Origin of the sequence: Streptomyces sp. NPDC058001 (assembly GCF_042886315.1) — a bacterium.
In the GTDB taxonomy this organism is placed as follows: Bacteria; Actinomycetota; Actinomycetes; order Streptomycetales; family Streptomycetaceae; genus Streptomyces.
The window spans coordinates 293,431-315,640 of the sequence record NZ_JBHVQT010000007.1; the positions used below are offsets into that span (position 1 = coordinate 293,431).

Genomic DNA, 22,210 nt, shown 5'->3' on the forward strand with positions numbered 1-22,210 from the left:
GCCGGGACGAAGGTCCTCGACCGAAGAACGCGCGGAGAGGGACATGAACAATGCCCGAGAGGAGTTGTACGCGACCTACCGGAACATCGCGGCCTACGCGAGCAACGACCCCCACCAGCAGATCACCATGGCGCCTTCCGCCTGGCTGCAACGGGACCAGTCACAGCCGACCCAAGCCGCGCAGACAGGCCAGGCGTACGGGGGCCAGACGTACGGGGACCAAGGCCAGACGTACGGAAGCCAGGCGTACTACGCGGCCCAGCCGGCCCAGACCACCCAGCCCCAGGCGGGTCAGGCGTCCCAGTCGCAGACGAATCTCACCTTCATGAGCCCGGTGACCCCGCAGGATTACAGCCAGGGGCAGCGGCGAACGACCGGCGAGAGCAGTCGGAGGCACCAGGAGCACACCTCGGGTACCAGGCAGAAGAAGTCCTCGGGTCACGGCCCCAAGTGACCTGCCGGAGGCCGCAGTCGGCCTGAGGGCATGACGGCGGGGCCTCCCGGTGGCTCGGGACCGCGATCACGAGCGAGCAGCACCAGGAGGCCCTGCTCCCGTCGTCCGAACCGGCATCGGTCGCACGCGGGAACGGTGAACCATCCGCCGCGCGCATCCGTCGTGCTTGCCGCGGCGGCACCCCATAGGTCGACCGCGCAAGCTCGACGGAGAGGCATGCTCCATGCGCAGACGCACAACTTGGCTCCTGGCCCTGTTACTGGTGATCGTCGGAGTCACCGGCACCGCCATGGCCGTCCAGGCCAACCGCTCCGACGGCGGAGACATCAACAGCGAATCCGTCGGGGACGCGAACGGCGCCGAGCACACCGTCACGTTCAAGAACAAGACGGCCGGCCGTATCTGGGTCGGCAGCACGGTCAACGCCGACGGCTCGCAGGCACTCACCGGACTGCCGACCCTTGACCCGGGCCAGTCCGCCACCATCACCATCCCCGAGCACTCGGGCGCCGGGCACTGGCGCGGCAAGTTCTTCGCGCGTGAGGGCTGTACCGGTGAGGAAGGCAGCACCTTCCACTGTGTCGTCGGTGACTGCGGACCGTTCGCCGACCGGTGCTCCACCGGTGAACAGCCCACCGGTCTCGCCGAGTTCAACTTCGATCCGGCCGATGCGCTGGCGCCCTGGTACAACATCAGTTACGTCAACGCCGTCTCGATGCCCATCACCATCACCCCGGACGGCGTGGACCCGCCGCAGAGCGGTGAGTGCGCGGTGGCGGGGTGTGTCGAGGATCTGCTGGCCACCTGTCCGGCCGACAACCTTGTGAAGGACCCGGCCACCGGCAAGGGCGTGGTCTGCGTGAACCCGAACCGGGACGCGAAGACCCCGTACAGCGACGCGATCAACAAGAAGTGCCCGACCGCGTACGCCTGGTCCAAGCAGGACGCCGAGCCGGGGAACGCGGTCGTTTACCAGTGCACCAAGTGCACCGGCCTGACCGTCGCCTTCGAGGGTTCCGGCGCCGCCCCGCAGGAACCGGTCCGGACGGTGGACCCCAGGAACGCCGATGTGCGCGACCCCGGTGGCAATCCGCCCGCGGCCAAGGGCAACAGGGGCATCAGCCTCAACCCGGTCGACGGTGCCGCGCAGGCCCTCGCCGACTCCGGTGCGTCCTGGTACTACAACTGGACCTCCACCACCGGCAACGTCACCAGGCCGAACGGGGTCGACTACGTCCCGATGATCTGGGGCCCCGGCTCCGTCACCGACGAAGAACTGGGCCGGGCCAAGAACGAGGGCAAGACCCTGCTCGGCTTCAACGAGCCCGACATGCCCTCACAGTCCAACATGACGCCCGAACAGGCACTGGACCTGTGGCCGAGACTCCAGTCGACCGGTCTGCGCATGGGCGCTCCGGCCGTCGCCACCGGCGCTGACCTCGAAGGTGGCTGGCTGGACCGCTTCATGAAGGGCGCCGCCGAGCGCGGTCTGCGCGTCGACTTCATTCCGCTGCACTGGTACGGCTCGGACTTCGGCCCGGAGGCCGTCAACCATCTGCGGGGCTACCTCCAGGCTGTCCATGACCGCTACCAGAAGCCGATCTGGCTGACCGAGTACGGCCTCATCGACTTCTCCCAGGGCACCCCGCGCTACCCGAACGAACAGGAGCAGGCCGACTTCGTCAAGGGATCGACGCAGATGCTGAACGGACTGGACTTCGTGGAGCGCTACGCGTGGTTCACGCTCTCCACCCAGACCAGCCCGACCGGCCTCTACAACGGAACGACCCCCAACGCCAGCGGCCGTGTCTACCGCGAGGCGGGCTGAAGCGGACCGTGTCCGGTAGAGATGAGAGATCAAGCGGTCCCGCCCGACGCGGCCTCAGGGCCTCATGCGTCGGGCGGGACGTCCCGGCCGTCGAGTCTCGCGCGCGCCTTCTGGGCATCCGGATGATCGAACTCCGTGAAGAGTGCCAGTGCCTGCCGCCAACTGTCGTACGCGGCCTCGGAGTCACCCGCGGCCTGCCGGGCGTCCCCGAGGTTGTAGAGGGTGTCGCCCTCTCCCCAGCGGTTGCAGACGTCCCGGTGCGCCTTGAGGGCCAGGTGGTAGTACTCCACGGCCTGGTCGTAGTGCTGGAGCCGGCAGTGGATCGTGCCGAGGATGTCGTAGGTGACACCCTCGACCCAGCGGTTGTCGTTGGCGCGCAGGATGACCAGGGCCTCTTCCAGGGCGTCGATGGCCTCGTCGAACCGGCCGAGCCGCTGGTAGACGTCGCCCAGGTTGGCCAGGGAGATTCCCTTCGCCCAGGCGGTGCCGTCCTGCCGTTCGATGTCCATGGAACGCTTGATGTACTCGACGGCATGGTCCAGTTGGTCGGACTGGAGATAGGCGTCGCCCAGATTCCCGGTGGCCGATCCGAGGCCGTCCGTGTCTCCCAGCTCCTCGTAGGCGGCCACCGCCCGGTGCAGTTCCTCGACGGCCTCGTCGAACCGGCCCGCGCTGCGCAGCGCGGCGGCCGTGTCCATGAGCCCCTGGGCCTCGCCGGGGCGGTCGTCGGCCGCGCGCGCGGCGGACAGGCCCGTGCGTGCGGTGTCGAACCAGTCGAGCATGTGGCTGCGGAGGTAGAAGAACCCCCACAGGACGGCGGGCAGCCGCCACGCGATGCCCGACAGCCCCGAGGCGCCCGCCTGATGCACGGCGGCGACCAGATTGGCCCGTTCGGTCTCGCACCATTCCAGGGCCTGTTCCTGTGTCGTGAACTCCAGGGGCCGGCAGGAGGCGGGCGGTGGTTCCAGGGGAATCCTGCGCCGCCTCGGGGTGATCTGGGGATAGGCGGCGTCGGCGGTGTGCAGATACCAGGCCAGCAGGCGTTCGACGGCCTCCTCGCGCTCCCGCGGTGTCCGGTCGGCACGGACCCGTTCCTCGGCGTAGACGCGCAGCAGATCGTGCAGCGCGTAGCGCCCCGGGAAGGGCTCGGTGAGCAGATGGGCACGGGTGAGTTCCGTCAGCAGCCGCCGGGTGTCGCGCGGCGGGAGCCCGGCGAGACCGGCCGCGGCGGGTGCCGAGAGGTCGGGGCCGCTGTGCAGGCCGAGCAGCGTGAACAGGCGTGCGGCCGGGTCGGACAGCGCCTGGTACGACCAGGAGAAGACGGCCCGTACATCGGTGGTGAGGTCGTCACCGGCGACGAAGGCGTCGAGGCTGCCGTGGCTGTCGCGCAGTTCCTCGGCCAGGGCGATGAGCGGAAAGACGGGGTGTGCGGCGGCGTGCGCGGCGACGATGGCCAGCGCCAGGGGCAGTTGGGCGCAGCGCGCGATGATCTCGTCGGCGGCCCGGGGTTCCGCCTCCAGTCGGCCGGTGCCGAGGCGGCGCGCCAGGAGGGCGCGTGCTTCGACGGGCGTCATCGGGTTCAGGGTGAGGGGATGGGCGCCGTCACTGACGACCAGGCCGGTGAGCTTGTTGCGGCTGGTGACGATGACCGTGCAGCCGGGGTTGCCGGGCAGCAGGGGGCGGACCTGTTCGGAGTCGCGGGCGTTGTCGAGGAGGATCAGCACCCGCCGGTGGGCGAGCAGGCTGCGGTAGAGGGCCGCCTGGGCTTCGAGTCCGGCGGGGATCCGCATCGGGGGGACACCGAGCCCGTCGAGGAAGACCCGGATGGCCTCGTCCGGTGTGACGACGGAGCCGGTCGGATCGAAGCCGCGCAGATTGATGTAGAGCTGTCCGTCGGGGAAGCGGTCGGCTATCTGGTGGGCCCAGTGGACGGCCAGGGCGCTCTTGCCCACACCGGCCATTCCGCCGATCGAACTGATCACCACCGTGGACGGTTCCGTGCCGCTGCCGAACAACAGGTCACGGCTCCAGGCGAGTTCGGCGTTTCGGCCGACGAAGGTGGACAGACCGGGGGGCAGTTGAGCCGGGCGGGTCGCCGGGGGGACGTCCGGGGAAGCCGGCTTCGGCGGGGGGTCGGGCTGCCGAGGCGGGTCGGCGACCAGGGACGTGTCGGCCGCCAATATACGGTCGTGCAGTTCCCTGAGCGGCGCTCCGGGTTCGATGCCCAGTTCGGCGACCAGGACGCCGCGCGTCCTGCGGTAGGCCGCCAGGGCTTCGGCCTGCCGACCGGACCGGTAGAGCGCCAGCATGAGCAGCCGGCACAGCTGCTCCCAGAGGGGGTACTTGGCGGTGAGCGAGGTCAGTTCGGCGATGACTTCGCCGTGGCGTCCGAGGGTGACATCGATGTCCAATCGGGATTCCAACGCGCTGAGCCGTTCCTGGTTCAGCCGCGAACCCTCGGACTCGGCCAGCGGGCCCGGGAGTCCGGCCAGCGCCGCTCCCTGCCACGCGCCGAGCGCGGCGTGCAGCAGATCCGCTGCGGCGGACATCTCCCCGGCGGCGCGCGCCTTGGCGGCCTCCGCGACCCGGCGTTCGAAGACGGCCAGGTCCAGGGCGTCATCCTGGAGCCGCACCAGGTATCCGTCGCCGACCGACACGACCACCCGTGCCGCGTCCACCGCGTCCCGGCGCGGCTCCAACACCTTGCGCAGGCGCGATATATAGGTCCGCAGAACGGAGACGGCCGCCGGTGGTGGTTCCTCACCCCATACCGCGTCCAGCAACTCGCTGAGCGTGACGGGGCGCCCCCGCCTTAACAGCAGCGCCGCGAGTACGACCCGCTGCTGTGGCGAACCGAGGTCGAGTTCCGCCTCGCCGCGCCAGGACCTGACCGGGCCCAGCACGGTGAAGCGCAAGAAGTCTTCATTAAGTGACACCTTCCGGAGCTTACTGAACAGGGCTACCCGAAAGGCGTTCTCGAAGCGCCCGCTTCCGGCCACTTCTTCACCGCCTAAACGCCGGGAATCGGCCAATTCCCATTTATCACGCCCGAACGGAACGGAGGAGAACGAAATGCCGTCAGGAGTCATGCCGCACAAGGCGTCGATACGAGGCATTGAACCGTTTCCGCGCCACGCCCGTTGCGCTACGAGGGGACTGTCGCAACGCTCCCCCGACCGGACCGAACAGCCGGGAACGTAAGGAAGGAATGACCATGAGCCGGGGCGATGAAGAGGAAAGGGACGAGTCGATCGTGGCGGGTGACTCTGCCGAGTCCGGGACATCGATGTATTTCAGCAAGCCGGACCCTGCCGGGGGGTTTGCTGAAAGGTCTCCCGGGGGCTCTGCCGGGGGGTCGTCCGAACCGGCCCCTCTCTTCGCGGTGGTCATCTCCGACGACGGCTCGGCCACCATCGACGGCGAACCCGTGCCGGCGGTGGACGACATGACGCTCGACGCCGCGATCCTCGACACGCTGCACGGCCACGCACGCGACCTGGACACCACCGTGACGGCACTCATCTCGGACCCCGCCGCGGGTTACGTGGCCTGGGTCGAGGTCACGCCCGACGGTTCGAGCACCCTTCTGGACCAGCACGAGCCGGGGCCCGATGCCGCCGGGGTCGTGCCGGAACCGGTCCCGGTGCCCCGGGAACACGACGAGCAGCCGATCGAACCGGCCGGGGAGCCGGTGGCGGAGACCGGATACGACGTACCGGCGCCGCTGATCGGTGCCGCGGCGGGGGCGGTGCCTTCTTGGGCGGACGAGGACGAAGACGAGGACGAGGGTGTCAGCCTTGCCGACGACCGCGAGGACGATGACGCGGGCGAGGACGAATACCTAGTTGGGCGCGAGAACGAGGGCGAATACGAGTACGAGAGCGAGTACGAGGGCGATGAGGAGAACCGCGTCGATGAGCGGAACGACATTGACGAGGGGAAGGACGTTGACGACGAGGAAGACGAGGACGACTTCGGCGTCAACGCGTACCCGGTAGCGGAACAGCGGCAGGCCGCATCTCCCCCATCTCCCGGCCCCGCGGCCACCACGCCCAGGCTCCCGAACATCCTCCGCAGGAACGGAGCACGCCAGTCGGACGACGAGTACGAGTCGCCCGGTCTGCTGCACAATCCTGTGGTCGTCGGACCGATGGCCCTCGTCGTGACCGCCCTTGTCGTCGTTCCGCTGGTGATCCTGGGCAGCGGCGGATCGGACGACGGCGGGGGCCAGAAGGAGGCCGCGGGCGCCGGCACCGAGACGAGCAGTTCCCCTCATGCCGGAAGTCCGGCACCGTCCGCCTCGTCGATCACCGGCGCTCTTTCGCCCTCACCCAGCACGACGGCCTCGCCGCACGAGTCGAAGGACCCGAAGAAGGGGGACAAGGACACCGGGCCCGCGGTGCCACCGCCGGTCACCGTGACCGCGAATCCCCCGCGAACCACCGTGACGGCGAAGCCCCCACGGGACACCGCCGCCACCGCCGTGAACCGTCTCGCCAGGAACGACGCGTCCGGTCGGCACATCTGCTACAGCGCGTATGTCTCAGGACAGGGCTGGCAGAAGCCCGTGTGCGACGGGACGATGGCCGGCACGGTGGGCCAGAACCGGCCCATCAAGGCCCTCAACATCGCGGTGTCCGGAGCCGACGGTTCGGCCGCTGTCGCCTTCCTCCACGACCCCGGGTCGACCAACGGCCAGGGCAAGTTCGAGAAGTCGTGGACGGCCATCAAGGCCAGCGGCAAGAACAACTACATAGGCAGCACCGCGAAAGGCGCCCCCAACATGTCGGGCTTCGCCATCAACATAGGCAGCGGCCAAATCTGCCAGCGCAGCAAAGTCAACGACTGGAACTGGGGCGACGAAAAATGCGTTCCCCCACGCCCCGAACTCAACTTCGGCGGCACCCTGGAAAACGACCACTGGCTCGAAGCGGTCAAACTCACGGTGTGAACGGCAAGCGTACGCGGACTTCCGGGCGGCCGAATTATTGATGGAAGCGACACCGGTCCGCGCCGGATGCCCACTGCCTCCGGCGGACCGAAGTCCGAACGTCAAGCTATCGCCCGTAGCGCCGACACCACATAACGCGCCGGTTCTCGCCTTCCGATCGCCGGTGTCGCCAGGCGGCGGGTCAAGTGATGCTTGAGGGCTCTGCCGGACCGTGGTGCGGTGAGCTACCCAGGAGGGTCACGGTGATGGCAGTGCGAGGCGTGCAGCTCTACGACACCACTCTGCGAGACGGCACCCAGCAGGAGGGAATGGTGCTGACGGTGCAGGACAAGCTGGCCGTCGCGCGCCACCTGGATGCCTTCGGCGTCGGGTTCATCGAGGGCGGGTGGCCGGGCGCGGTGCCCAAGGACACCGAGTTCTTCCGCCGCGCCCGCACGGAACTCCTTCTGGAGAACGCGGAGTTGGCCGCCTTTGGGGCCACCCGCCGCCCCGGAGGTCTGGTCACCGCGGATCCGCAGGTTCAGGCGCTGCTCGCCTCGGACGCACCGGTGATCACCCTGGTCGCCAAGTCGGATGTCCGGCACGTGGAACGGGCGCTGCGGACCTCTCTCGCCGAGAACCTGGCCATGATCTCCAGCACCGTGCGGTACCTCGTCCACGCGGGCCGGCGCGTGTTCGTGGACGCCGAGCACTACTTCGACGCCCACCGCGTGAACCGCGACTACGCCCTTGAATGCGTGCGCGCGGCGGCGGAGGCGGGCGCCGATGCCGTCGTGCTGTGCGACACCAACGGCGGCTCGCTGCCGGACCAGGTCCACGCGGCCGTGGCCGACACACTGAAGCAGACCGGCGCCCGGCTCGGCATCCACTGCCACGACGACACCGGTTGCGCCGTCGCCAACACCCTCGCCGCTGTCGAGGCGGGCGCGGTGCAGGTGCAGGGCACCGCCCACGGGTACGGCGAGCGGTGCGGCAACGCGAATCTGTTCACCGTCGCCGCCGACCTCGTACTCAAGCGGGGCATCGAGGTCCTGCCGGCCGCGCGGCTGGCGGACATGGCCACCACGGCCAAGGCGATCAGTGAGCTGACCGGCCATCCGGTCCGGGCGGCCGACCCCTATGTCGGCACCTCCGCCTTCACCCACAAGGCCGGCCTGCACGCTTCGGCGCTCCGGGTGGACCCCGATCTGTACCAGCACATCGACCCGGCCGTCGTGGGGAACCGGATGCGCACCCTGGTCTCCGACATGGGCGGTCGTTCGTCCGTCGAACTCAAGGCCCGCGAGCTGGGCTACACGGTGGCAGCCGGTTCCGATTCGGTGGCCCGTGCTTCGGCCCGTGTCAAGGAGCTGGAGAACAAGGGCTACAGCTTCGAGTCCGCCGACGCGTCCTTCGAACTGCTGCTGCGCGAGGCGCTGTTCGGGCAGGCGGCCGACCGGCAGCTGTTCGCCGTCGACTCCTGGCGCGTCACCGTCGAGCAGGGCTCCGGCGAGGCTGCCACCGAGGCCCACGTACGGCTACGGATCCCCGGTGGTGAGCCGGTCGTCGCCGTTGGCGAGGGCAGCGGTCCCGTCAACGCGCTGGACCGCGCGCTGCATCAGGCTCTCGACACGCTCTTCCCCGCACTGGCCGGGCTGGAGCTGACGGACTACCAGGTGCGGATTCCCACCGGCGAGCGGGGCAGCGCCGCGCCTGCCCGGGTACTGGCCACCTTCTTCGACGGCCGGCGACGCTGGCGCACGGTCGGCGTCGACGAGAACCTCGTCACCGCCTCGTGGCACGCGCTGCTGGACGCGTTCCGGTACACGCTGCGCGACAGCGCCGAGTCTGCCGCCCGACCCCGCCCCGCAGTGAGCCTTCCAACCTGACGTTGCCGACCGCGAGTTGGACAGTTCCGCGCAACGACGAAGCTCCTGGCAGACACGGTTCTCGACCGAGATCACCGTGTCTGTCAGGAGCTTCGTGTGCTTGTCCGCCCGTCGTCGGCACCTGGGCGCCGCCGGCCTCTTCGCCCGAATCGTCAGAGCGGATCGGGGGCGGTGAACACCACGACGACGTTCTGGCCGCCGAAGCCGAAGGCGTTCGCCATCGCTGTACGTACGGGCAACCGGCGCGCGACGTTGGGCACGTGGTCCAACTCGCACTCCGGGTCGGGGGAGTTCAGGTTGATCGTGGGCGGCACGACGCCGTCGCGGATGGCCAGCGCGCACACCATCGCGCTCAGCGCGCCGGCGCCGGCGAGCAGATGGCCGGCGGTCGACTTCGGGCTGCTCACAGGGATCCGGTCCACCGCCGCGCCGAACGCCGCCTGGAGAGCCTTGGTCTCGGTGCGGTCGTTGGCCTTGGTGGAGGTGCCATGGGCACAGACGTAGTCGACGTCGTCCGGTGCGACCGCGGCCCGCTGGACGGCGGTCCTGATCGCGGCCGTGGCGTACTCACCTGTCGGGGACGGGGCGCTGACGTGGAAGGCGTCACAGGTCAACGCGGCACCGCTGACAGTGGCGTACGGGGTGGCTCCGCGTCGGCGGGCGTGCTCGGCGGACTCCAGGACCAGGACCACCGCTCCCTCGCTGAGCACGAACCCTTCCCTGTCCACGTCGAACGGGCGGCTCGCCGCGGCGGGGTCGTCATTGCGCCGGGACAGCGCGCCCATGGTGGACAGACCGTTCATGAACACCGGAGTGATCCCCGCGTCGGTGCCGCCGCAGACGACCACGTCCGCCTCGCCGGAGAGGATCAGGCGCCGCGCGTCCGCCAGGGCGTACAGGCCGCTCGCGCAGGCCAGCGCATTGGCGTTGACAGGGCCGTGGACGCCGAGGTCGATCGCCACCTCGCAACTGGGCATGTTCGCCAGCGAGTACGGCACGAAGTAGGAACTCGGTTCTCTGTCGGCGACCAACTGCCGCGTGGCCGCCTCGATGGTGTCGAAGCCCGCGACCGCGGCGTTCACCACGACCGCCACCCGGTCCCGGTTGTCGTCGTCGATGTCCAGCTTCGCGTCGGCCACCGCTTCGCGCGCCGCCACGACAGCAAACGCGGTGAACCGGGAGATACGCCGGGTGCGTTTGACGTCAAAGTGGTCGGAAGGCCGGAAAGATTTCACTTCACCGGCGAATCGGGTGCTCATTCCGGCGGTATCGAAAGCGGTGATGGGTGCGATGCCGGATCGGCCCGCCACCATCGCTTCCCAGCTACTCTCCCGATCATTTCCGACCGGAGTCAGGGCTCCTATGCCTGTGATTACGACGTCATCATTCATTGCACCGACAATACTCGGCCGAGATGATCCAAACAATACCATCCGCCAGGCCCTCCCCTACGCATGTCCCGATCTGGACACCGGGATGAGTCGGTGTCAAAGTAGGGAACCGTGCAGATCTCCGAAGAAGAACACGTCGCCATTGCCGAAAGGGGCATGCGCGCGCCCTGCGGAATTACGTACTCCGATTCCTGTCGGGTGATCGTCGGCAGCGGCAGGAATCCTGGTCACCGAATTGTCGGTGCAGGTCAGAGCCATATTCTGCCGCGAGCGGGACGGCATGGTGAGCCTCGGATGACACCTGTCCGACCCGTTCGGATTCGACGTCTGATTCTTCGGAACATCTCCCCGGGAGGCGCGCCTTGTCGACCCTTGACAGCCCTACTGCTCAAGCATTTCTCAAGCATTTCTCGGGAATTCCTCAAGTATTTTTCGAGTGATGCTCAAGCATTTATTGAGTGCGACTGGATGCAGTGTGGGAAGCGTTCGATGACGCCGGAATCGGTTCACCGGAGAACCGACCCCTCACTGCTTTTGACGTACCCCACTTCGCCCGCGGCTCGCTTTCCGCGCAACCATAAGGAGAAACCCCATGTCCCATCCCACTGAGGTGACCGCGGAGGCCGTGCACGATCTCCTCCGCACCGAGCTGGTCGACCTCGGCCTACCGGAGGAGACCATCTCCGCCGAGACCACGATCGACACGCTGGAGATCGACTCGCTCGACGTCGCCGACCTGATGGTCACCGTCAAGCGGGAGTACGGAGTGGACATCCGGCGCACCGAACTGGCCGGTGTCACCATCGGCGAGCTGGTGGACCGCATCCTGGCCGGCGCTCCCAGTCATTGACGGCGACCCGGTGGCCGTGGTGGCAGGTACTGACGAGGTGCTGCGGCATCCGGTGGCGGGGACGCACCTGCTGAACGAGGCAGAGCGGGGGCGGCTCGCGCGGTTCCACCGGGAGACGGCCCGTCGGGACTTTGTCGCCGCGCACGCCCTGGTCCGGCTCTGCGCGGGGTGGTTGCTGGGCGTCGCCCCGACCGAGGTGGCCTTCGCCCAGCACTGCCCGACGTGCGGCGGGACCGACCATGGCCGGCCGCTGCTCGCCGACCGACCGGACGTGTATCTGAGTCTCTCCCACACCGATGGCGTGGTGGCCGCGGTCGCCGGTCATGTCCCGGTGGGCATTGACGTGGAGCGGTTCGTGCGTGGCCGCGGCACCGAGGTCATGCACCGCGTGCTCACCGCCGCCGAGCTTGCTCTGGTGACCGCGCACGCGGACCCTGATCACGCCTTCCTGCGCCAATGGGTCCGTAAGGAGGCGTTGATCAAGATAGGCAGGACGGACCTGGATTCGCTCGACACCCTTGATCTCTCGGCGCTTCCGCTGGACGGGCAGGGGGACGGGACACCACTGCGCTTCGAAGACCTCTATGTCATGGACTTGATGGATTCTCGCCGGGACGCCCTGGTCTCGGCGGTCAGCACCGAACCGATGCGTCCGGGTACCGCATTGACGCCTGAGTGGACCCCTGACCGGCTGTCCGCCGACCGCCCGAGCCCGACGAACCGTGTTCCTCGACCGTCGCGGGCTCGTACGACGGGGGCTGCCGGACCGATCCTCTAGCCCGGTTCGAGGCCGTACCTGTCAACTGGGGTCAAGGCCATGGGCCCGCCTCCCACGGCGGGCACTGGCGAAGGGCGGTGTATTCGGATGACCGCGCCCCGGAAGTCGAGCAGGCGACCGTCGCTTCGACCTCACCCTGGTACGACCTTGGATTGGAGATCCGTATGTCGAGCAACTTCCCGGCCTTCGCCGAGTTGATCGCGCAGACCAAGCACTCCGCCCTCCACCTGGAGGGGCGCGACATCTACACCCCGCAGGGGCCGGTCTTCGTGGACTGGCAGAAGGGCGTCCCGATCGAGTACGACCGGCACCTCGACTGGGTCGAACTGGTGCAGGACGCGGTGAAGCGCGGCATCGACTGGCGACGGGCGCGGATCGTGTCCGAGCCGGTGACCGAGTTCATCCAGTACGAGTGGGAGACCACCACGATCGTCAACGTGCCCGCCGGCGAGAAGGTGCGCTGGCTGCCGCGGCAGCGCGCCTCGGAACTGCTGCTGCCGGGAAACGACTTCTGGGTGTTCGACGACAGCCTGGTGCGCTACACCAACTTCCACGGCGACGGCTCGTGGGGCCCGCACGAGTTCTCCGAGGACCCGAAGCTGATCCGGCAGTGCAAGGAGGCGTTCGAGTCCGTGTGGGAGCGCGCCGTCGACCACGCCGACTACACGCCGCCGCGCAAGGAGCAGGTCGCGGCCTGAGGTGACCACGCCCGACGACCCCTCCCCCGTCACCGCGGGCATCGTCCGCGGGACGGGAGACGGGTCGTCTTCGTCGTAGGAGGACATCATGACGGCACACCGACTGCTCCGCCTGGACAGCGCGGACAAGGCACGTGAGCGGCCACCGGGCGCGCGTAACGACATCCACTTCACCGAGGCGCAGATCCGGCCGATCGTGGAGGCGTTCAGTCCGCCGGGCGGTCGGGTGCTCGACCCGTTCTCCGGCTACGGGACCACCATCGTCGTCGCCGACCGGCTCGGCCGCGTCGGCACCGGGATCGAGTTGCAGGATCAGCGCGTCGCGTCGAGCAACGCCCGGCTGCCGGCGGGTTCGCCGAGCCGGTTCCTCGCGGGCGATGTGCGCGACTGGGACCGGCTCGGGCTCGGCGAGTTCGATCTGTGCCTGACCAGCCCGCCGTACATGGCGCGGCACGACCACCCGGAGAACCCGCTCACCGCGTTCCGCACCATGGACGGCTCCTACGGGCGCTATCTCGCCGAGCTGGCGGACATCTTCGGCACCATCGGCAAGCATCTGCGGCCGGGCGGCCGGATCGGCGTGTGCGTCGGCAACTTCCGTGATTCCAGCGGCAAGGTCACCCCGCTGGCGTTCGACATCGGGCACGCGCTGTCCGCGGTGCTGGAGTTCGAGGGCGAGATCTACTTCGAGTGGAGCACACCGTCGGAGAGCGTCACCGGCGACTACTGCCTGCTGTTCTCCGCCGCGGAGTCCTGATCCGCCGCCGGGTCCTGAGCCGGTCCTGACTGCGAATCAGGACCTGACTCGTGATCCGGTTCAGACGCCGATGATCTCGAACGGCATGGTCGGCACATTGCCGAAGCGCTCGCCGAAGTGCGTGAGCTTGGTGGTGAGGTAACCGGCGACGTCGGCCATCGGGTTGTCGGGCGGCAGCGACGCCAGATAGCCGGCGTGCGCGGCCAGTGCCTCGATACCGGCGTCCATGCCCTCGGTGACGTCGACGGCGTGCCCGGACTCCGGGGAACCGCCGACCGCCAGGAAGCGCACGCCGGCCCACGGCTGGAAGCCCTCGTCGACGAGTTCGGGGAAGACCCAGGGATTGCCGGCGTCGCTGGCCGCGTCGAGCAGTGCGACGCCAACGTTGCGGTGGTCGGGGGTGTTCCAGTCGCCGCTGCGCCACCGCTCGTAGAAGTTGATGGTGACCAGTACGTCCGGGCGGTACTGGCGGATCGAGCGCGCGAGGTCACGGCGGAGCGGCAGGCCGTACTCGATGACGCCGTCCGGGTGGCCGAGGAAGTCGACGTCCCACACCCCGACCGCCGCCGCGGCCCGCAGTTGTTCCTCCGCGCGCATCGCACCGGTGGCCTCCGGGTCCATGGTGGCGATCCCGGCCTCGCCGCGGCTCACCACGGCGTAGGCGACGAACTTGCCCTGCGCGGTCCACCGGGCGATCGCGCAGGCGGGCCCGTACTCCAGGTCGTCGGGATGAGCGACGACGCACAGCGCGCGCTGCCAGTCCTCGGGCATCGGTTCGTACGGCGTGGTCATGGTGTCTCTCCGGGGGTGCGCGTCGGGCGAGTCGTGGGCTGCGGGGCGGATTGCAGGCACTCCTCGAAGAAGGCGAGCGCGCGCAGGTGGTAGCAGCGGGCGGCGTGGCCGAGGCTGATGTTGTGGCCCGCTTCGGGCTGGTGCTCGACCCGGACGACAGGTGCCTTGGTCAGCCGGGAGGTCATGTCGGCGATGTCCGACTCCTCGTGCAGCCACCAGGCTTCGTGCTCGGCGAAGGTCAGCCGCAGCGGGATGTCGATCCGCGGTGCCACGTCCTCGAACACCTCCGGCCACAGGGCCACTTCGGCCCCCTCACGGGCGGGCATGGGGGCGACCAGGGCCTCGGCCGCGCGGAAGGTGCCCGGCGGGTACAGGCCCAGCGGTCCCCAGTTGCGCTCCCAGTCCAGATGGCGGCGGAGCCTCGGCTGGTCGGCCGGCATACGGTGGCCGACGCCGGAGGCGTCCAGGGCGAGCAGGCCGGGGGTGCGCGCCACGGTGGTGAGGGCGAGCTTGCCGCCGTAGGAGTGGGCCAGCAGCAGGAACCCCCGCCCGACGGCGTGCCGTTCGGCGAAGGCGTCGAGCGCCGCGGGCAGGACGGCGGCCTGCTCGTCGAGGGTCAGCCCGGCGGGTACCTGCTCCGCGGACCGGCCGTAGCCGGGCCGGTCGAGGGCCAGCACCGTGAAGCCGAGCCGGGCGCCCAGCGTGAGCAGGGACAGGTCGGGGTGGACCTGTCCGTCGAAGTAGCCGGCGCGCATGCCGCCGCCGTGCACGGCGACAACGGTCGCCCGCGGTGGCCCGTCGGGCGGCTCGGCCAGCAGGCCGGACAGGGTGAGGCCCGCGGCCTCGATCAGGAGCGGGCGCACCCCGTCCGAGTGGGTCAGCGACGGCTTCTTCCGGTCCGTCCTGGACACGCTCATGGGTGGTCCTTGTCGGTCGGCGATGGACTGAGCCCTGGGCAGCCGGGGTGCCCTGATGCGCGCACCCCGGCACGCGAGGCTCAGGCGAGCTGACGCTGGAAGGTGGCCATGTCGAAGTAGAGCGTCTCGTCGATCAGTACGTCGCCGTCGAAGTGGAAGAAGATCGCCACGGGAGCGTCGACCGTCTTGCCGCGGTTGGGGATACCCCGCCAGTCCGCCTCCTGCTTGGCGCGGAACTGGGCCTCCACGATCACCGCGCTCGGCGTGTGGTGGACATGGAACAGACCGTGGTCCGCGACCGGGAACGCCTTCTCCAGTTCGGCGAAGTAACCCTTCTTGATGGCCTCTTCACCGATCAGCGGCCCCTCCTCGAACGGTATGACCTTGTACACGCCGCCGCGCGGGAACGTCGCGAGCACTCCATCGATGTCCCAGGCACCCTCGGCGACGGTGTGCTCGATGACGACCGCCTCGCGCCGCTTGCGCAGCTCGGCGTCGGGCTGCGGAAGATCCGCGCCGGGCAGAGTGAACTCGTGCTCCTCGGTGGCCATGGAGACTCCTTCAGACTTTGGCTGATTCGGTTCGGGAGCCGACGCTAGGCCGCTCCCCTCGCCTGTCCCTCGCGCTCTGCTGGAGCGCGAGCGCCGCTCGTGCGCGGCCCGCGAACGTCGCGGGCCCGACAGTGCAGGACGAGCATGGAAACGGAATCAGGTGCTCCGTCAGGGCAGAGCAGAAATCAAGGAGCGCTGCACCGGCCGGAGTTAGCTTCCGGGCACTGAAGGGATACGGGTGATCTTCGATGGAGCTCCGGATACTGGGATCGATAGAACTCTGGACGGGTAGCGCTCTGGCCGATATCGGCCCCGCACGGCAACGCAGCATCCTCGGCGCCCTGCTGGTCGATCCCGAACGGCCGGTGCCGCTGGAGTCCCTCGTCGACCGCGTATGGGGAGACCGGCCGCCCGCGGGGGTCCGTAACGTCGTCCACACCTACGTCACCCGGCTGCGCCGTGCGCTCGCCACGGCCTCGGCGGAGCTGCCCGAGCCGATCGGCCTGGTCAGGTCGCCGGCCGGCTATCTGGTATCGACGGATCTCGGCGCCGTGGACCTGGTGCGGTTCCGCCGGCTGGTCAAGAGCGCCCAGCAGGAGAACCTCGGCGACCAGGAACGCAGCACGCTGCTCCAGCAGGCACTGCCCATGTGGCGGGGCGACGCGCTGGGCGGTATGCACAGCGACTGGGCGGCCCGGGTCCGGGAGACACTGCGGCAGCTGCACCACGAGGCGCTCAGCCAGTGGGCGGACACCGAGATCCGCCTTGAGCGCCCCGGCGCCGTCCTCGCGGAGCTGCGCGCCGCGCTGCTGACCGACCCGCTCTCCGAGCAGCTCGGCGAACGCCTGATGCTCGCGCTCTACCTGGAGGGGCGCAGCGTCGACGCCCTTGAGTACTACCAGTCGATGCGCCGGCTGATCGCCAAGGATCTCGGCACGGATCCGTCGCGGCGGGTGCAGCAGCTCTACGAGACGATCCTGCGCGGCGAGTCCGCCGCTCCGACGCCGCCGCCCGAGCGAAGCGGCGACCCGCACGGCGCCGGGACACACCAGGTCCTCGCCCCTTCCCGGCCCACCCCCGTCGTCCCGCTGATGCTCCCGGTCGACCTCCCCGACTTCACCGGGCGTGAACGCGAACTCGACCTGGTCCAGCGGACCCTGACCCGGCCCACCGCGTCACAGCCGCCCGCCGTCCTGCTCGTCGGCGGCGGAGGTGTCGGCAAGACCGCGCTGGCCGTGCGCCTGGGGCACCGACTGCGGTCCGCCTTCCCGGACGGGCAGTTGTACGCGGCGCTGCGCGGCAGCGGCGCACGTCCGGCGGACCCCTACGCGGTGCTGGGACGGCTGCTGCGCGCGCTGGGAACGGATCCCGACCGGATCCCGGCCGACCCCGACGAACGCGCCGAGGTCTACCGGTCGGCTCTCGCCGGGCGTCAGCTGCTGATCACCCTGGACGACGCGGTCGACGACGAGCAGGTGCAGCCGCTGCTGCCGGGCAGCGGGGACACCGCGGTACTGATCACCAGCAGAGGACGGCTCAGCACTCCGCTCGGCGCCCGCGTCCTGCCTCTGGCGGAGCTGCCGCACGGCCACAGTGTGCGGCTCCTGGCCCGGCTGCTGGGCACGGAGCGCGTCACCCGGGAGCCGGCCGCAGCCGCCGCGATCGCGCGGTACTGCGGTGGACTGCCGCTCGCCCTGCGCGCCGCCGCCGTCCGGCTCAACACCCGCCCCCACTGGTCGCTGCGCCGCTACGCGGAACGACTGAGTGACGAGGCGCGGCGGCTGGACGAGCTGGCGCACAGCTCGCTGAGCGTGCGCGACAGCTTCACGGCGTCGTACAACGCGCTGCCCGACGACGCCCGCGAGGTGCTGCGCTGCCTGGCCGACCTGACGGTGTCCGAGTTCGACGCCCATCTGGCGTGCCCGGTGCTCGGCAAGGACTTCGCCACCGTCGAGGACGCCTGCGAGCAGTTGGTGGAGGCCCATTTCCTGACCGTGGCCGAGGCCGCGGTGGCCGACCTGCCCACCCGCTACCGGCTCGACGGTCTGCAGCGCAGCTTCGCGCACGGGCTCAGGACGGGCCGTGCCGACGAGCCGTCCGAGACCGTGAGCGTGACCGTGCAACCGTCCGTGCAACCGTCCTTATAGGGCGCCGACCTGGGAGTACACCCGCGGTCAAGACGCGCTCCAGTCCTGCGCCCATCCCGGTGTCCGACAGTGGATGAGAAGGCCCCGAAGCGACAGGGCAGGACAGAGAGGGACCGCAATGGCACTTCCGGACGCTCCCCAGGCCGTGCTGCCGGACCTCGGCGAGACCCACTCCGAGACCCCGCCGATGGCACCGGCGTTCATACCCACGATGGCGGACCTGACCGAGGAGCTGACCGCCCGCAGGGCGGAGGCCCACTTCGGTCACGACCCGGAGGCCGACGCCCGCCACCTCTCCAAGGGCAAGCTGCTGGCCCGTCAGCGCATCGACCAGCTGCTCGACCCGGGCACGTTCACCGAGCTGGGTCTGTTCGCCGAGCACCGGGCGACGGGCTTCGGCATGGAGGACTCGCACCCCGAGGGCGACGGAGTGATCACGGGGTGGGGCGAGATCGACGGCCGTAAGGTCTTCGTCTTCGCCCATGACGCCCGGGTGCGCGGCGGTGCGCTGGGCGCGACGTTCGCCGCGAAGATCCACCAACTGCTGGACTTCGCCGACTCCGTGGGCGCCCCGGTCATCGGCCTCAACGACGGCGGCGGAGCCCGTATCCAGGAGGGCATCGACGCGCTGGCTGGCTTCGGCAAGCTCTTCGCCCGCAACGTCCGCGCTTCGGGTGTGGTGCCGCAGATCAGTGTCGTGCTCGGGTCCTGCGCGGGCGGCGCGGTCTACTCACCGGCGCTCACCGATTACACGTTCATGGTCGAGGGCATGGCCAACATGTTCATCACCGGGCCCGACGTGGTGCACGCGGTGACCGGCGAGAAGATCACGCAGGAGGAACTCGGCGGAGCGTACACCCACGGCACGCGAACCGGCGTGGCGAGCTTCGTGGCCCCGGACGAGGAGTCCTGCTTCGAGGGCGTACGGGAACTGCTCTCCTACCTGCCGTCGAACAACGCCGAGACGCCGCCCTGGACCACGCCCCTGGACGGGCCGGACCGGCGCTGCGAGGAACTGCTGCGTCTGGTGCCGGTCGACGACCGGACGCCGTACGACATCAGGACGGTCATAGGTCACATCGTCGACGACGGTGACTACCTGGAGATCCAGGAGAACTGGGCGCCGAACATCGTGTGCGCCATGGCCCGCCTGGACGGCCACTCGGTAGGCATCGTCGGCAACCAGCCCGCCGCGATGGCGGGAGTGCTGGACATCAACTCCTCGGAGAAGGCCGCACGGTTCGTGCGCACCTGCGACGCGTTCAACATCCCGCTCGTGACGCTGGTCGACGTGCCGGGGTTCATGCCCGGGACCGACCAGGAGCACAACGCGATCATTCGACGCGGCGCGAAGCTCCTGTACGCGTACTGCGAGGCGACGGTGCCGCGCGTGCAGGTCATCCTGCGCAAGGCGTTCGGCGGCGCGTACATCGTCATGGACTCCAAGTCGATCGGCTCCGACCTGTCGTTCGCCTGGCCGTCCAACCAGACGGCCGTGATGGGCGCCGACGGCGCGGCCAACATCATCTTCCGCCGGCAGATCAAGGCGGCGGCGGAGCCGGAGAAGGTGCGCCGGGAGCTGGTCGCCGAATACACCGAGCAGTTGATGAACCCCTTCGTCGCCGCCCGGCGCGGTCATGTCGACGACGTCATCGATCCGGCGGACACCCGGCGGGTGCTGATCAAGTCCCTGGACATGCTGCGCACCAAGCGGGCCCGGCAGCCCCTGCGCAAACACGGCAACGAGCCGCTGTGAGCACGCCACCGACCGCGCCGCTTTCGGTACTGCGGGGCAACCCGACACCGGAGGAACTGGCCGCGCTGCTGGTCGTACTCACCGCGGTTCGCCGGGCCCCGGGCGCGCCGGGCCCGTCGCCGGCCGCCGAGCGCGGCTGGGGCCGGCCGGCCGCCTGGAACCGCCCCGAGCCCGCCACCGCACCGGACGCGACCGACTGGCCGCGCACGCCCGCACCACCTCACGGAAGGAGTATCCGATGACCGGTCGGACCGGCTCCGTCAGCCCCGGCGCGCCGACCGGCTGCCTGGCCATGTTCCCCGGGCAGGGCTCGCAACGGCCCGGTATGGCCGGGCACCTGCTGGACTCCTATGCCTCGGCCCGGCGGCTGTTCGCCGAGGCCGACGAGATCCTGGGCCTGCCGCTGTCGCGGATCTGCGTGACCGGAAGCGCCGAGGAACTCGGCCGCACCGAGATCACCCAGCCCGCGATCGCCACGACCAGCCTCGCCACCTGGGATGTGCTGCGGGCCGCCGGCTACCGGCCCGCGGTGACCGCGGGCCACAGCCTCGGCGAGTACCCGGCCCTGGTGGCCGCCGGGGTGCTGTCCCTGCAGTCGGCCCTGGAGCTGGTGCGGTTGCGCGGCCGGCTGATGGGCGACGTGGCCCGCGAGGTGCCCGGCGCGATGGCGGCCGTACTGGGCCTGCCCGCGGACAAGGTGCTGGCCGCCTGCGACAGCGCCGAAGACGTCGGCCTGGTCCAGGTCGCGAACTACAACGAGCCCTTGCAGACCGTGATCTCGGGGCATGCCCGCGCCGTCGAGGAGGCCGGCCGGGTCGCACTGGACGCCGGAGCCGAGCGGGTCGTGCCGCTGGACGTGGGTGCCCCCTTCCACTGCTCGCTGATGAGGGCCGTGGAGGAGGAGTTCACCGACGCGCTCGCCGCCCGGCCGTTCGCCGATCCCGTCCTGCCCGTGATCAGTTCGGTCACCGGCACCTACGTCCGCTCGGGCGAGGAGGCCCGTGAACTGCTGCGGCGTCAGCTCACCGGACCCGTCCGCTGGGTCGATGTGCTGCGTACGGCCGCACGGCACCCGGTGGGCGCGTACACCGAGATCGGCCCCGGCCGGGTGCTCAGCGGACTCGCCCGCCGGACGCTGGACGAGGTCCGTACCCGCTCCACCGGGGACCCGCGTCGCCTGACAGCGCTCCACGGCACCCTGGCGCCGGCCGCGTGGCAGGAGCCGGTGGCGTCCTGACACCTCATCAACCGCCGGCCCGACGGCCGGTCGCACCATCCCGGTCCATTCATCACCAGCAACCGTTCACGAAGGGTAAGGACACATGCCGTACGAGGGCAAAGACTTCACCGCCATCGTCCAGGAGGCCGTCGCCGACGCGCTGGGCATCGATCTCGACGAGGTCATACCGGAGGCCACCCTGCTGGGAGACCTGGACGCCGAGTCCATCGACCTGCTCGACGTCCTGTTCCGCATCGAGCGCGCGTCGGACGTGAAGATCAAGGTCGCGGACATCGCCGAACTGCTCCAGGGCGGCATACCCGACGAGGAGTTCGCCGACGAGAACGACATCATCAACGAGGTCGGGCTGGCTCAGCTCAAGAAGTCGCTGCCCCAGATCGACGTACGGGAACTGGCCGGAAAGATCACGGCGGACGAGGTGCTGACGCTGTTCACGGTGCGGAACCTGTCGGACCTGGTGACCGAACGTGCCTCGCTCGCCACAGCCGCTGCGTGAACCGGGCGCGGGGCGGTCACCGGACCGCCCCGCCGCGTGGCCGCTACGGGTGCGGACCGGCATGGACCTGGCCGAGGTGGCCCGGGTCGAGGAGTTGATGGCCTCGCACCCCGGGCTGCGGGACACGGTGTTCACGCCACGCGAGCTGGCCTACTGCGATCGCCGCAGACGGGCCGGCGAGCACCTCGCCGTCCGCTGGGCCGCCAAGGAGGCGGTGCTCAAGAGCCTCGGGACCGGTATGGGCCCGCGCATGGAGTGGACGGACATCGAGGTCGTCAACGACCGCGGCGGACGCCCCCGGGTGCGGCTGTACGGCGAGGTGGCGGCCGTCGCCGGGTCTCTCGGTATGCAGCAGATCGACATCTCCCTGACCCACAGCGGAGGTCTCGCCATGGCGCACGCCGTCCTGGTGTGCGTGCTCAGCCCGCCTGACACGGCCCCCGACGACACGGCCCCCGGACCGGAACCGCCCACCCGCACGACGCCGGACACACCGGATGACCCCGACCCGCCGCCGGTCCCGCCGGACACGGCACCAGCTCGCACCACACCCACGGCAGAAGGAGACGAACGGCATGAGGCTTGACGGCCGGGCCGCGGCGACCGCGTTCCTCGCCAGTGACGACGCCGCGTACACGACACACACAGCCGCTCCACGTCGACGGCGGCCGGACCGCGCGGCTCGGCCCGGGGCGGCCCACGACCGAGGGAGGGCGATGATGCGGTTCCATCCGAT

Annotated in this window: 19 protein-coding genes; 14 read left to right on the top strand and 5 right to left on the bottom strand. The window is 69.8% G+C overall.

The genetic code is table 11. The annotated features are described in order from the left end of the window. The first annotated feature begins 43 nt into the window (after positions 1 to 43). Positions 44 to 454, top strand: a complete 411-nt coding sequence (locus ACFVT5_RS19380) for a hypothetical protein (protein ID WP_389888877.1) — start codon at positions 44 to 46, stop codon at positions 452 to 454. Positions 455 to 677: 223 nt separating this feature from the next. Beyond that, entirely contained in the window at positions 678 to 2,282 is a 1,605-nt protein-coding gene (locus ACFVT5_RS19385) for a glycosyl hydrolase (protein WP_389888880.1), read from the top strand. 62 nt (positions 2,283 to 2,344) lie between these two features. Here ACFVT5_RS19385 and ACFVT5_RS19390 read toward each other — a convergent pair whose 3' ends face one another. After that, positions 2,345 to 5,218: a BTAD domain-containing putative transcriptional regulator gene (locus tag ACFVT5_RS19390; protein ID WP_389888883.1), complete on the bottom strand. Its 2,874-nt coding sequence runs from the start codon at positions 5,216 to 5,218 to the stop codon at positions 2,345 to 2,347. A 446-nt stretch (positions 5,219 to 5,664) separates the two neighbouring features. On the opposite strand from ACFVT5_RS19390, the gene ACFVT5_RS19395 reads away from it, so the two are divergent. Beyond that, positions 5,665 to 7,233 carry a hypothetical protein gene (locus ACFVT5_RS19395; protein ID WP_389888886.1) on the top strand — a complete coding sequence of 523 codons (1,569 nt, stop codon included), beginning with the start codon at positions 5,665 to 5,667 and terminating at the stop codon, positions 7,231 to 7,233. Positions 7,234 to 7,478: 245 nt separating this feature from the next. Continuing rightward, the gene (gene cimA / locus ACFVT5_RS19400) at positions 7,479 to 9,101 is read left to right on the top strand and encodes a citramalate synthase (RefSeq protein ID WP_389888889.1); all 1,623 of its coding nucleotides are present in this window, start codon (positions 7,479 to 7,481) and stop codon (positions 9,099 to 9,101) included. A gap of 152 nt (positions 9,102 to 9,253) precedes the next feature. Here cimA and fabF read toward each other — a convergent pair whose 3' ends face one another. Next, entirely contained in the window at positions 9,254 to 10,492 is a 1,239-nt protein-coding gene (fabF, locus tag ACFVT5_RS19405; RefSeq protein ID WP_389888892.1) for a beta-ketoacyl-ACP synthase II, read from the bottom strand. A gap of 592 nt (positions 10,493 to 11,084) precedes the next feature. Between fabF and ACFVT5_RS19410 the strand changes: the two genes are divergently transcribed. The 4 genes from ACFVT5_RS19410 (at position 11,085) to ACFVT5_RS19425 (ending at position 13,575) form a co-directional block, all read left to right on the top strand. Continuing rightward, positions 11,085 to 11,342, top strand: coding sequence for an acyl carrier protein (locus tag ACFVT5_RS19410; protein ID WP_389888895.1), 258 nt, complete (start codon positions 11,085 to 11,087; stop codon positions 11,340 to 11,342). Between the two features lie 19 nt (positions 11,343 to 11,361). After that, the gene (locus ACFVT5_RS19415; RefSeq protein ID WP_389888898.1) at positions 11,362 to 12,120 is read left to right on the top strand and encodes a 4'-phosphopantetheinyl transferase family protein; all 759 of its coding nucleotides are present in this window, start codon (positions 11,362 to 11,364) and stop codon (positions 12,118 to 12,120) included. 164 nt (positions 12,121 to 12,284) lie between these two features. After that, positions 12,285 to 12,818: a DUF6879 family protein gene (locus tag ACFVT5_RS19420; protein ID WP_389888901.1), complete on the top strand. Its 534-nt coding sequence runs from the start codon at positions 12,285 to 12,287 to the stop codon at positions 12,816 to 12,818. 88 nt (positions 12,819 to 12,906) lie between these two features. Beyond that, a complete protein-coding gene (locus ACFVT5_RS19425) occupies positions 12,907 to 13,575 on the top strand; it encodes a DNA methyltransferase (protein WP_389888904.1) in 669 nt (222 codons plus the stop codon). Positions 13,576 to 13,635: 60 nt separating this feature from the next. Here the strand turns inward: ACFVT5_RS19425 and ACFVT5_RS19430 are convergent, their stop codons facing one another. From ACFVT5_RS19430 to ACFVT5_RS19440, 3 genes are all read right to left on the bottom strand, one after another. Next, entirely contained in the window at positions 13,636 to 14,367 is a 732-nt protein-coding gene (locus ACFVT5_RS19430) for a PIG-L deacetylase family protein (RefSeq protein ID WP_389888907.1), read from the bottom strand. Continuing rightward, positions 14,364 to 15,284, bottom strand: a complete 921-nt coding sequence (locus tag ACFVT5_RS19435; protein ID WP_389888910.1) for an alpha/beta hydrolase family protein — start codon at positions 15,282 to 15,284, stop codon at positions 14,364 to 14,366. The genes ACFVT5_RS19430 and ACFVT5_RS19435 overlap by 4 nt, the downstream gene beginning before the upstream one ends. Before the next feature lie 80 nt (positions 15,285 to 15,364). Further along, positions 15,365 to 15,835, bottom strand: coding sequence for a hypothetical protein (locus tag ACFVT5_RS19440; protein ID WP_389888913.1), 471 nt, complete (start codon positions 15,833 to 15,835; stop codon positions 15,365 to 15,367). A 248-nt stretch (positions 15,836 to 16,083) separates the two neighbouring features. Here ACFVT5_RS19440 and ACFVT5_RS19445 point away from each other — a divergent pair, with 248 nt between their 5' ends. The 6 genes from ACFVT5_RS19445 (at position 16,084) to acpS (ending at position 22,060) form a co-directional block, all read left to right on the top strand. Beyond that, positions 16,084 to 17,982: a BTAD domain-containing putative transcriptional regulator gene (locus tag ACFVT5_RS19445; RefSeq protein WP_389888916.1), complete on the top strand. Its 1,899-nt coding sequence runs from the start codon at positions 16,084 to 16,086 to the stop codon at positions 17,980 to 17,982. A gap of 187 nt (positions 17,983 to 18,169) precedes the next feature. Next, positions 18,170 to 19,738, top strand: a complete 1,569-nt coding sequence (locus tag ACFVT5_RS19450; protein ID WP_389889440.1) for an acyl-CoA carboxylase subunit beta — start codon at positions 18,170 to 18,172, stop codon at positions 19,736 to 19,738. Further along, complete coding sequence (locus ACFVT5_RS19455; protein ID WP_389888918.1) at positions 19,735 to 19,980, top strand: acyl-CoA carboxylase subunit epsilon; 246 nt, start codon at positions 19,735 to 19,737, stop codon at positions 19,978 to 19,980. The genes ACFVT5_RS19450 and ACFVT5_RS19455 overlap by 4 nt, the downstream gene beginning before the upstream one ends. Beyond that, a complete protein-coding gene (gene fabD / locus ACFVT5_RS19460) occupies positions 19,977 to 20,975 on the top strand; it encodes an ACP S-malonyltransferase (RefSeq protein ID WP_389888921.1) in 999 nt (332 codons plus the stop codon). The genes ACFVT5_RS19455 and fabD overlap by 4 nt, the downstream gene beginning before the upstream one ends. Positions 20,976 to 21,060: 85 nt before the next feature. Then, complete coding sequence (locus tag ACFVT5_RS19465; RefSeq protein ID WP_389888924.1) at positions 21,061 to 21,474, top strand: acyl carrier protein; 414 nt, start codon at positions 21,061 to 21,063, stop codon at positions 21,472 to 21,474. Then, positions 21,446 to 22,060 (top strand): holo-ACP synthase, encoded by a 615-nt coding sequence (acpS, locus tag ACFVT5_RS19470; protein ID WP_389888927.1) that lies wholly within the window; start codon positions 21,446 to 21,448, stop codon positions 22,058 to 22,060. The genes ACFVT5_RS19465 and acpS overlap by 29 nt, the downstream gene beginning before the upstream one ends. The last annotated feature ends 150 nt before the right edge of the window (positions 22,061 to 22,210 follow it).

Excerpts from the sequence above, each read along its gene's own strand:
- ACFVT5_RS19380 (WP_389888877.1), top strand. The coding sequence starts at position 44 with ATGAACAATGCCCGAGAGGAGTTGTACGCGACCTACCGGAACATCGCG.
- ACFVT5_RS19385 (WP_389888880.1), top strand. The coding sequence starts at position 678 with ATGCGCAGACGCACAACTTGGCTCCTGGCCCTGTTACTGGTGATCGTC.
- cimA (WP_389888889.1), top strand. The coding sequence starts at position 7,479 with ATGGCAGTGCGAGGCGTGCAGCTCTACGACACCACTCTGCGAGACGGC.
- fabF (WP_389888892.1), bottom strand. The coding sequence starts at position 10,492 with ATGAATGATGACGTCGTAATCACAGGCATAGGAGCCCTGACTCCGGTC.
- ACFVT5_RS19410 (WP_389888895.1), top strand. The coding sequence starts at position 11,085 with ATGTCCCATCCCACTGAGGTGACCGCGGAGGCCGTGCACGATCTCCTC.
- ACFVT5_RS19420 (WP_389888901.1), top strand. The coding sequence starts at position 12,285 with ATGTCGAGCAACTTCCCGGCCTTCGCCGAGTTGATCGCGCAGACCAAG.
- ACFVT5_RS19425 (WP_389888904.1), top strand. The coding sequence starts at position 12,907 with ATGACGGCACACCGACTGCTCCGCCTGGACAGCGCGGACAAGGCACGT.
- ACFVT5_RS19430 (WP_389888907.1), bottom strand. The coding sequence starts at position 14,367 with ATGACCACGCCGTACGAACCGATGCCCGAGGACTGGCAGCGCGCGCTG.
- ACFVT5_RS19435 (WP_389888910.1), bottom strand. The coding sequence starts at position 15,284 with ATGAGCGTGTCCAGGACGGACCGGAAGAAGCCGTCGCTGACCCACTCG.
- ACFVT5_RS19440 (WP_389888913.1), bottom strand. The coding sequence starts at position 15,835 with ATGGCCACCGAGGAGCACGAGTTCACTCTGCCCGGCGCGGATCTTCCG.
- ACFVT5_RS19445 (WP_389888916.1), top strand. The coding sequence starts at position 16,084 with ATGGAGCTCCGGATACTGGGATCGATAGAACTCTGGACGGGTAGCGCT.
- ACFVT5_RS19450 (WP_389889440.1), top strand. The coding sequence starts at position 18,170 with ATGGCACCGGCGTTCATACCCACGATGGCGGACCTGACCGAGGAGCTG.
- fabD (WP_389888921.1), top strand. The coding sequence starts at position 19,977 with ATGACCGGTCGGACCGGCTCCGTCAGCCCCGGCGCGCCGACCGGCTGC.
- ACFVT5_RS19465 (WP_389888924.1), top strand. The coding sequence starts at position 21,061 with ATGCCGTACGAGGGCAAAGACTTCACCGCCATCGTCCAGGAGGCCGTC.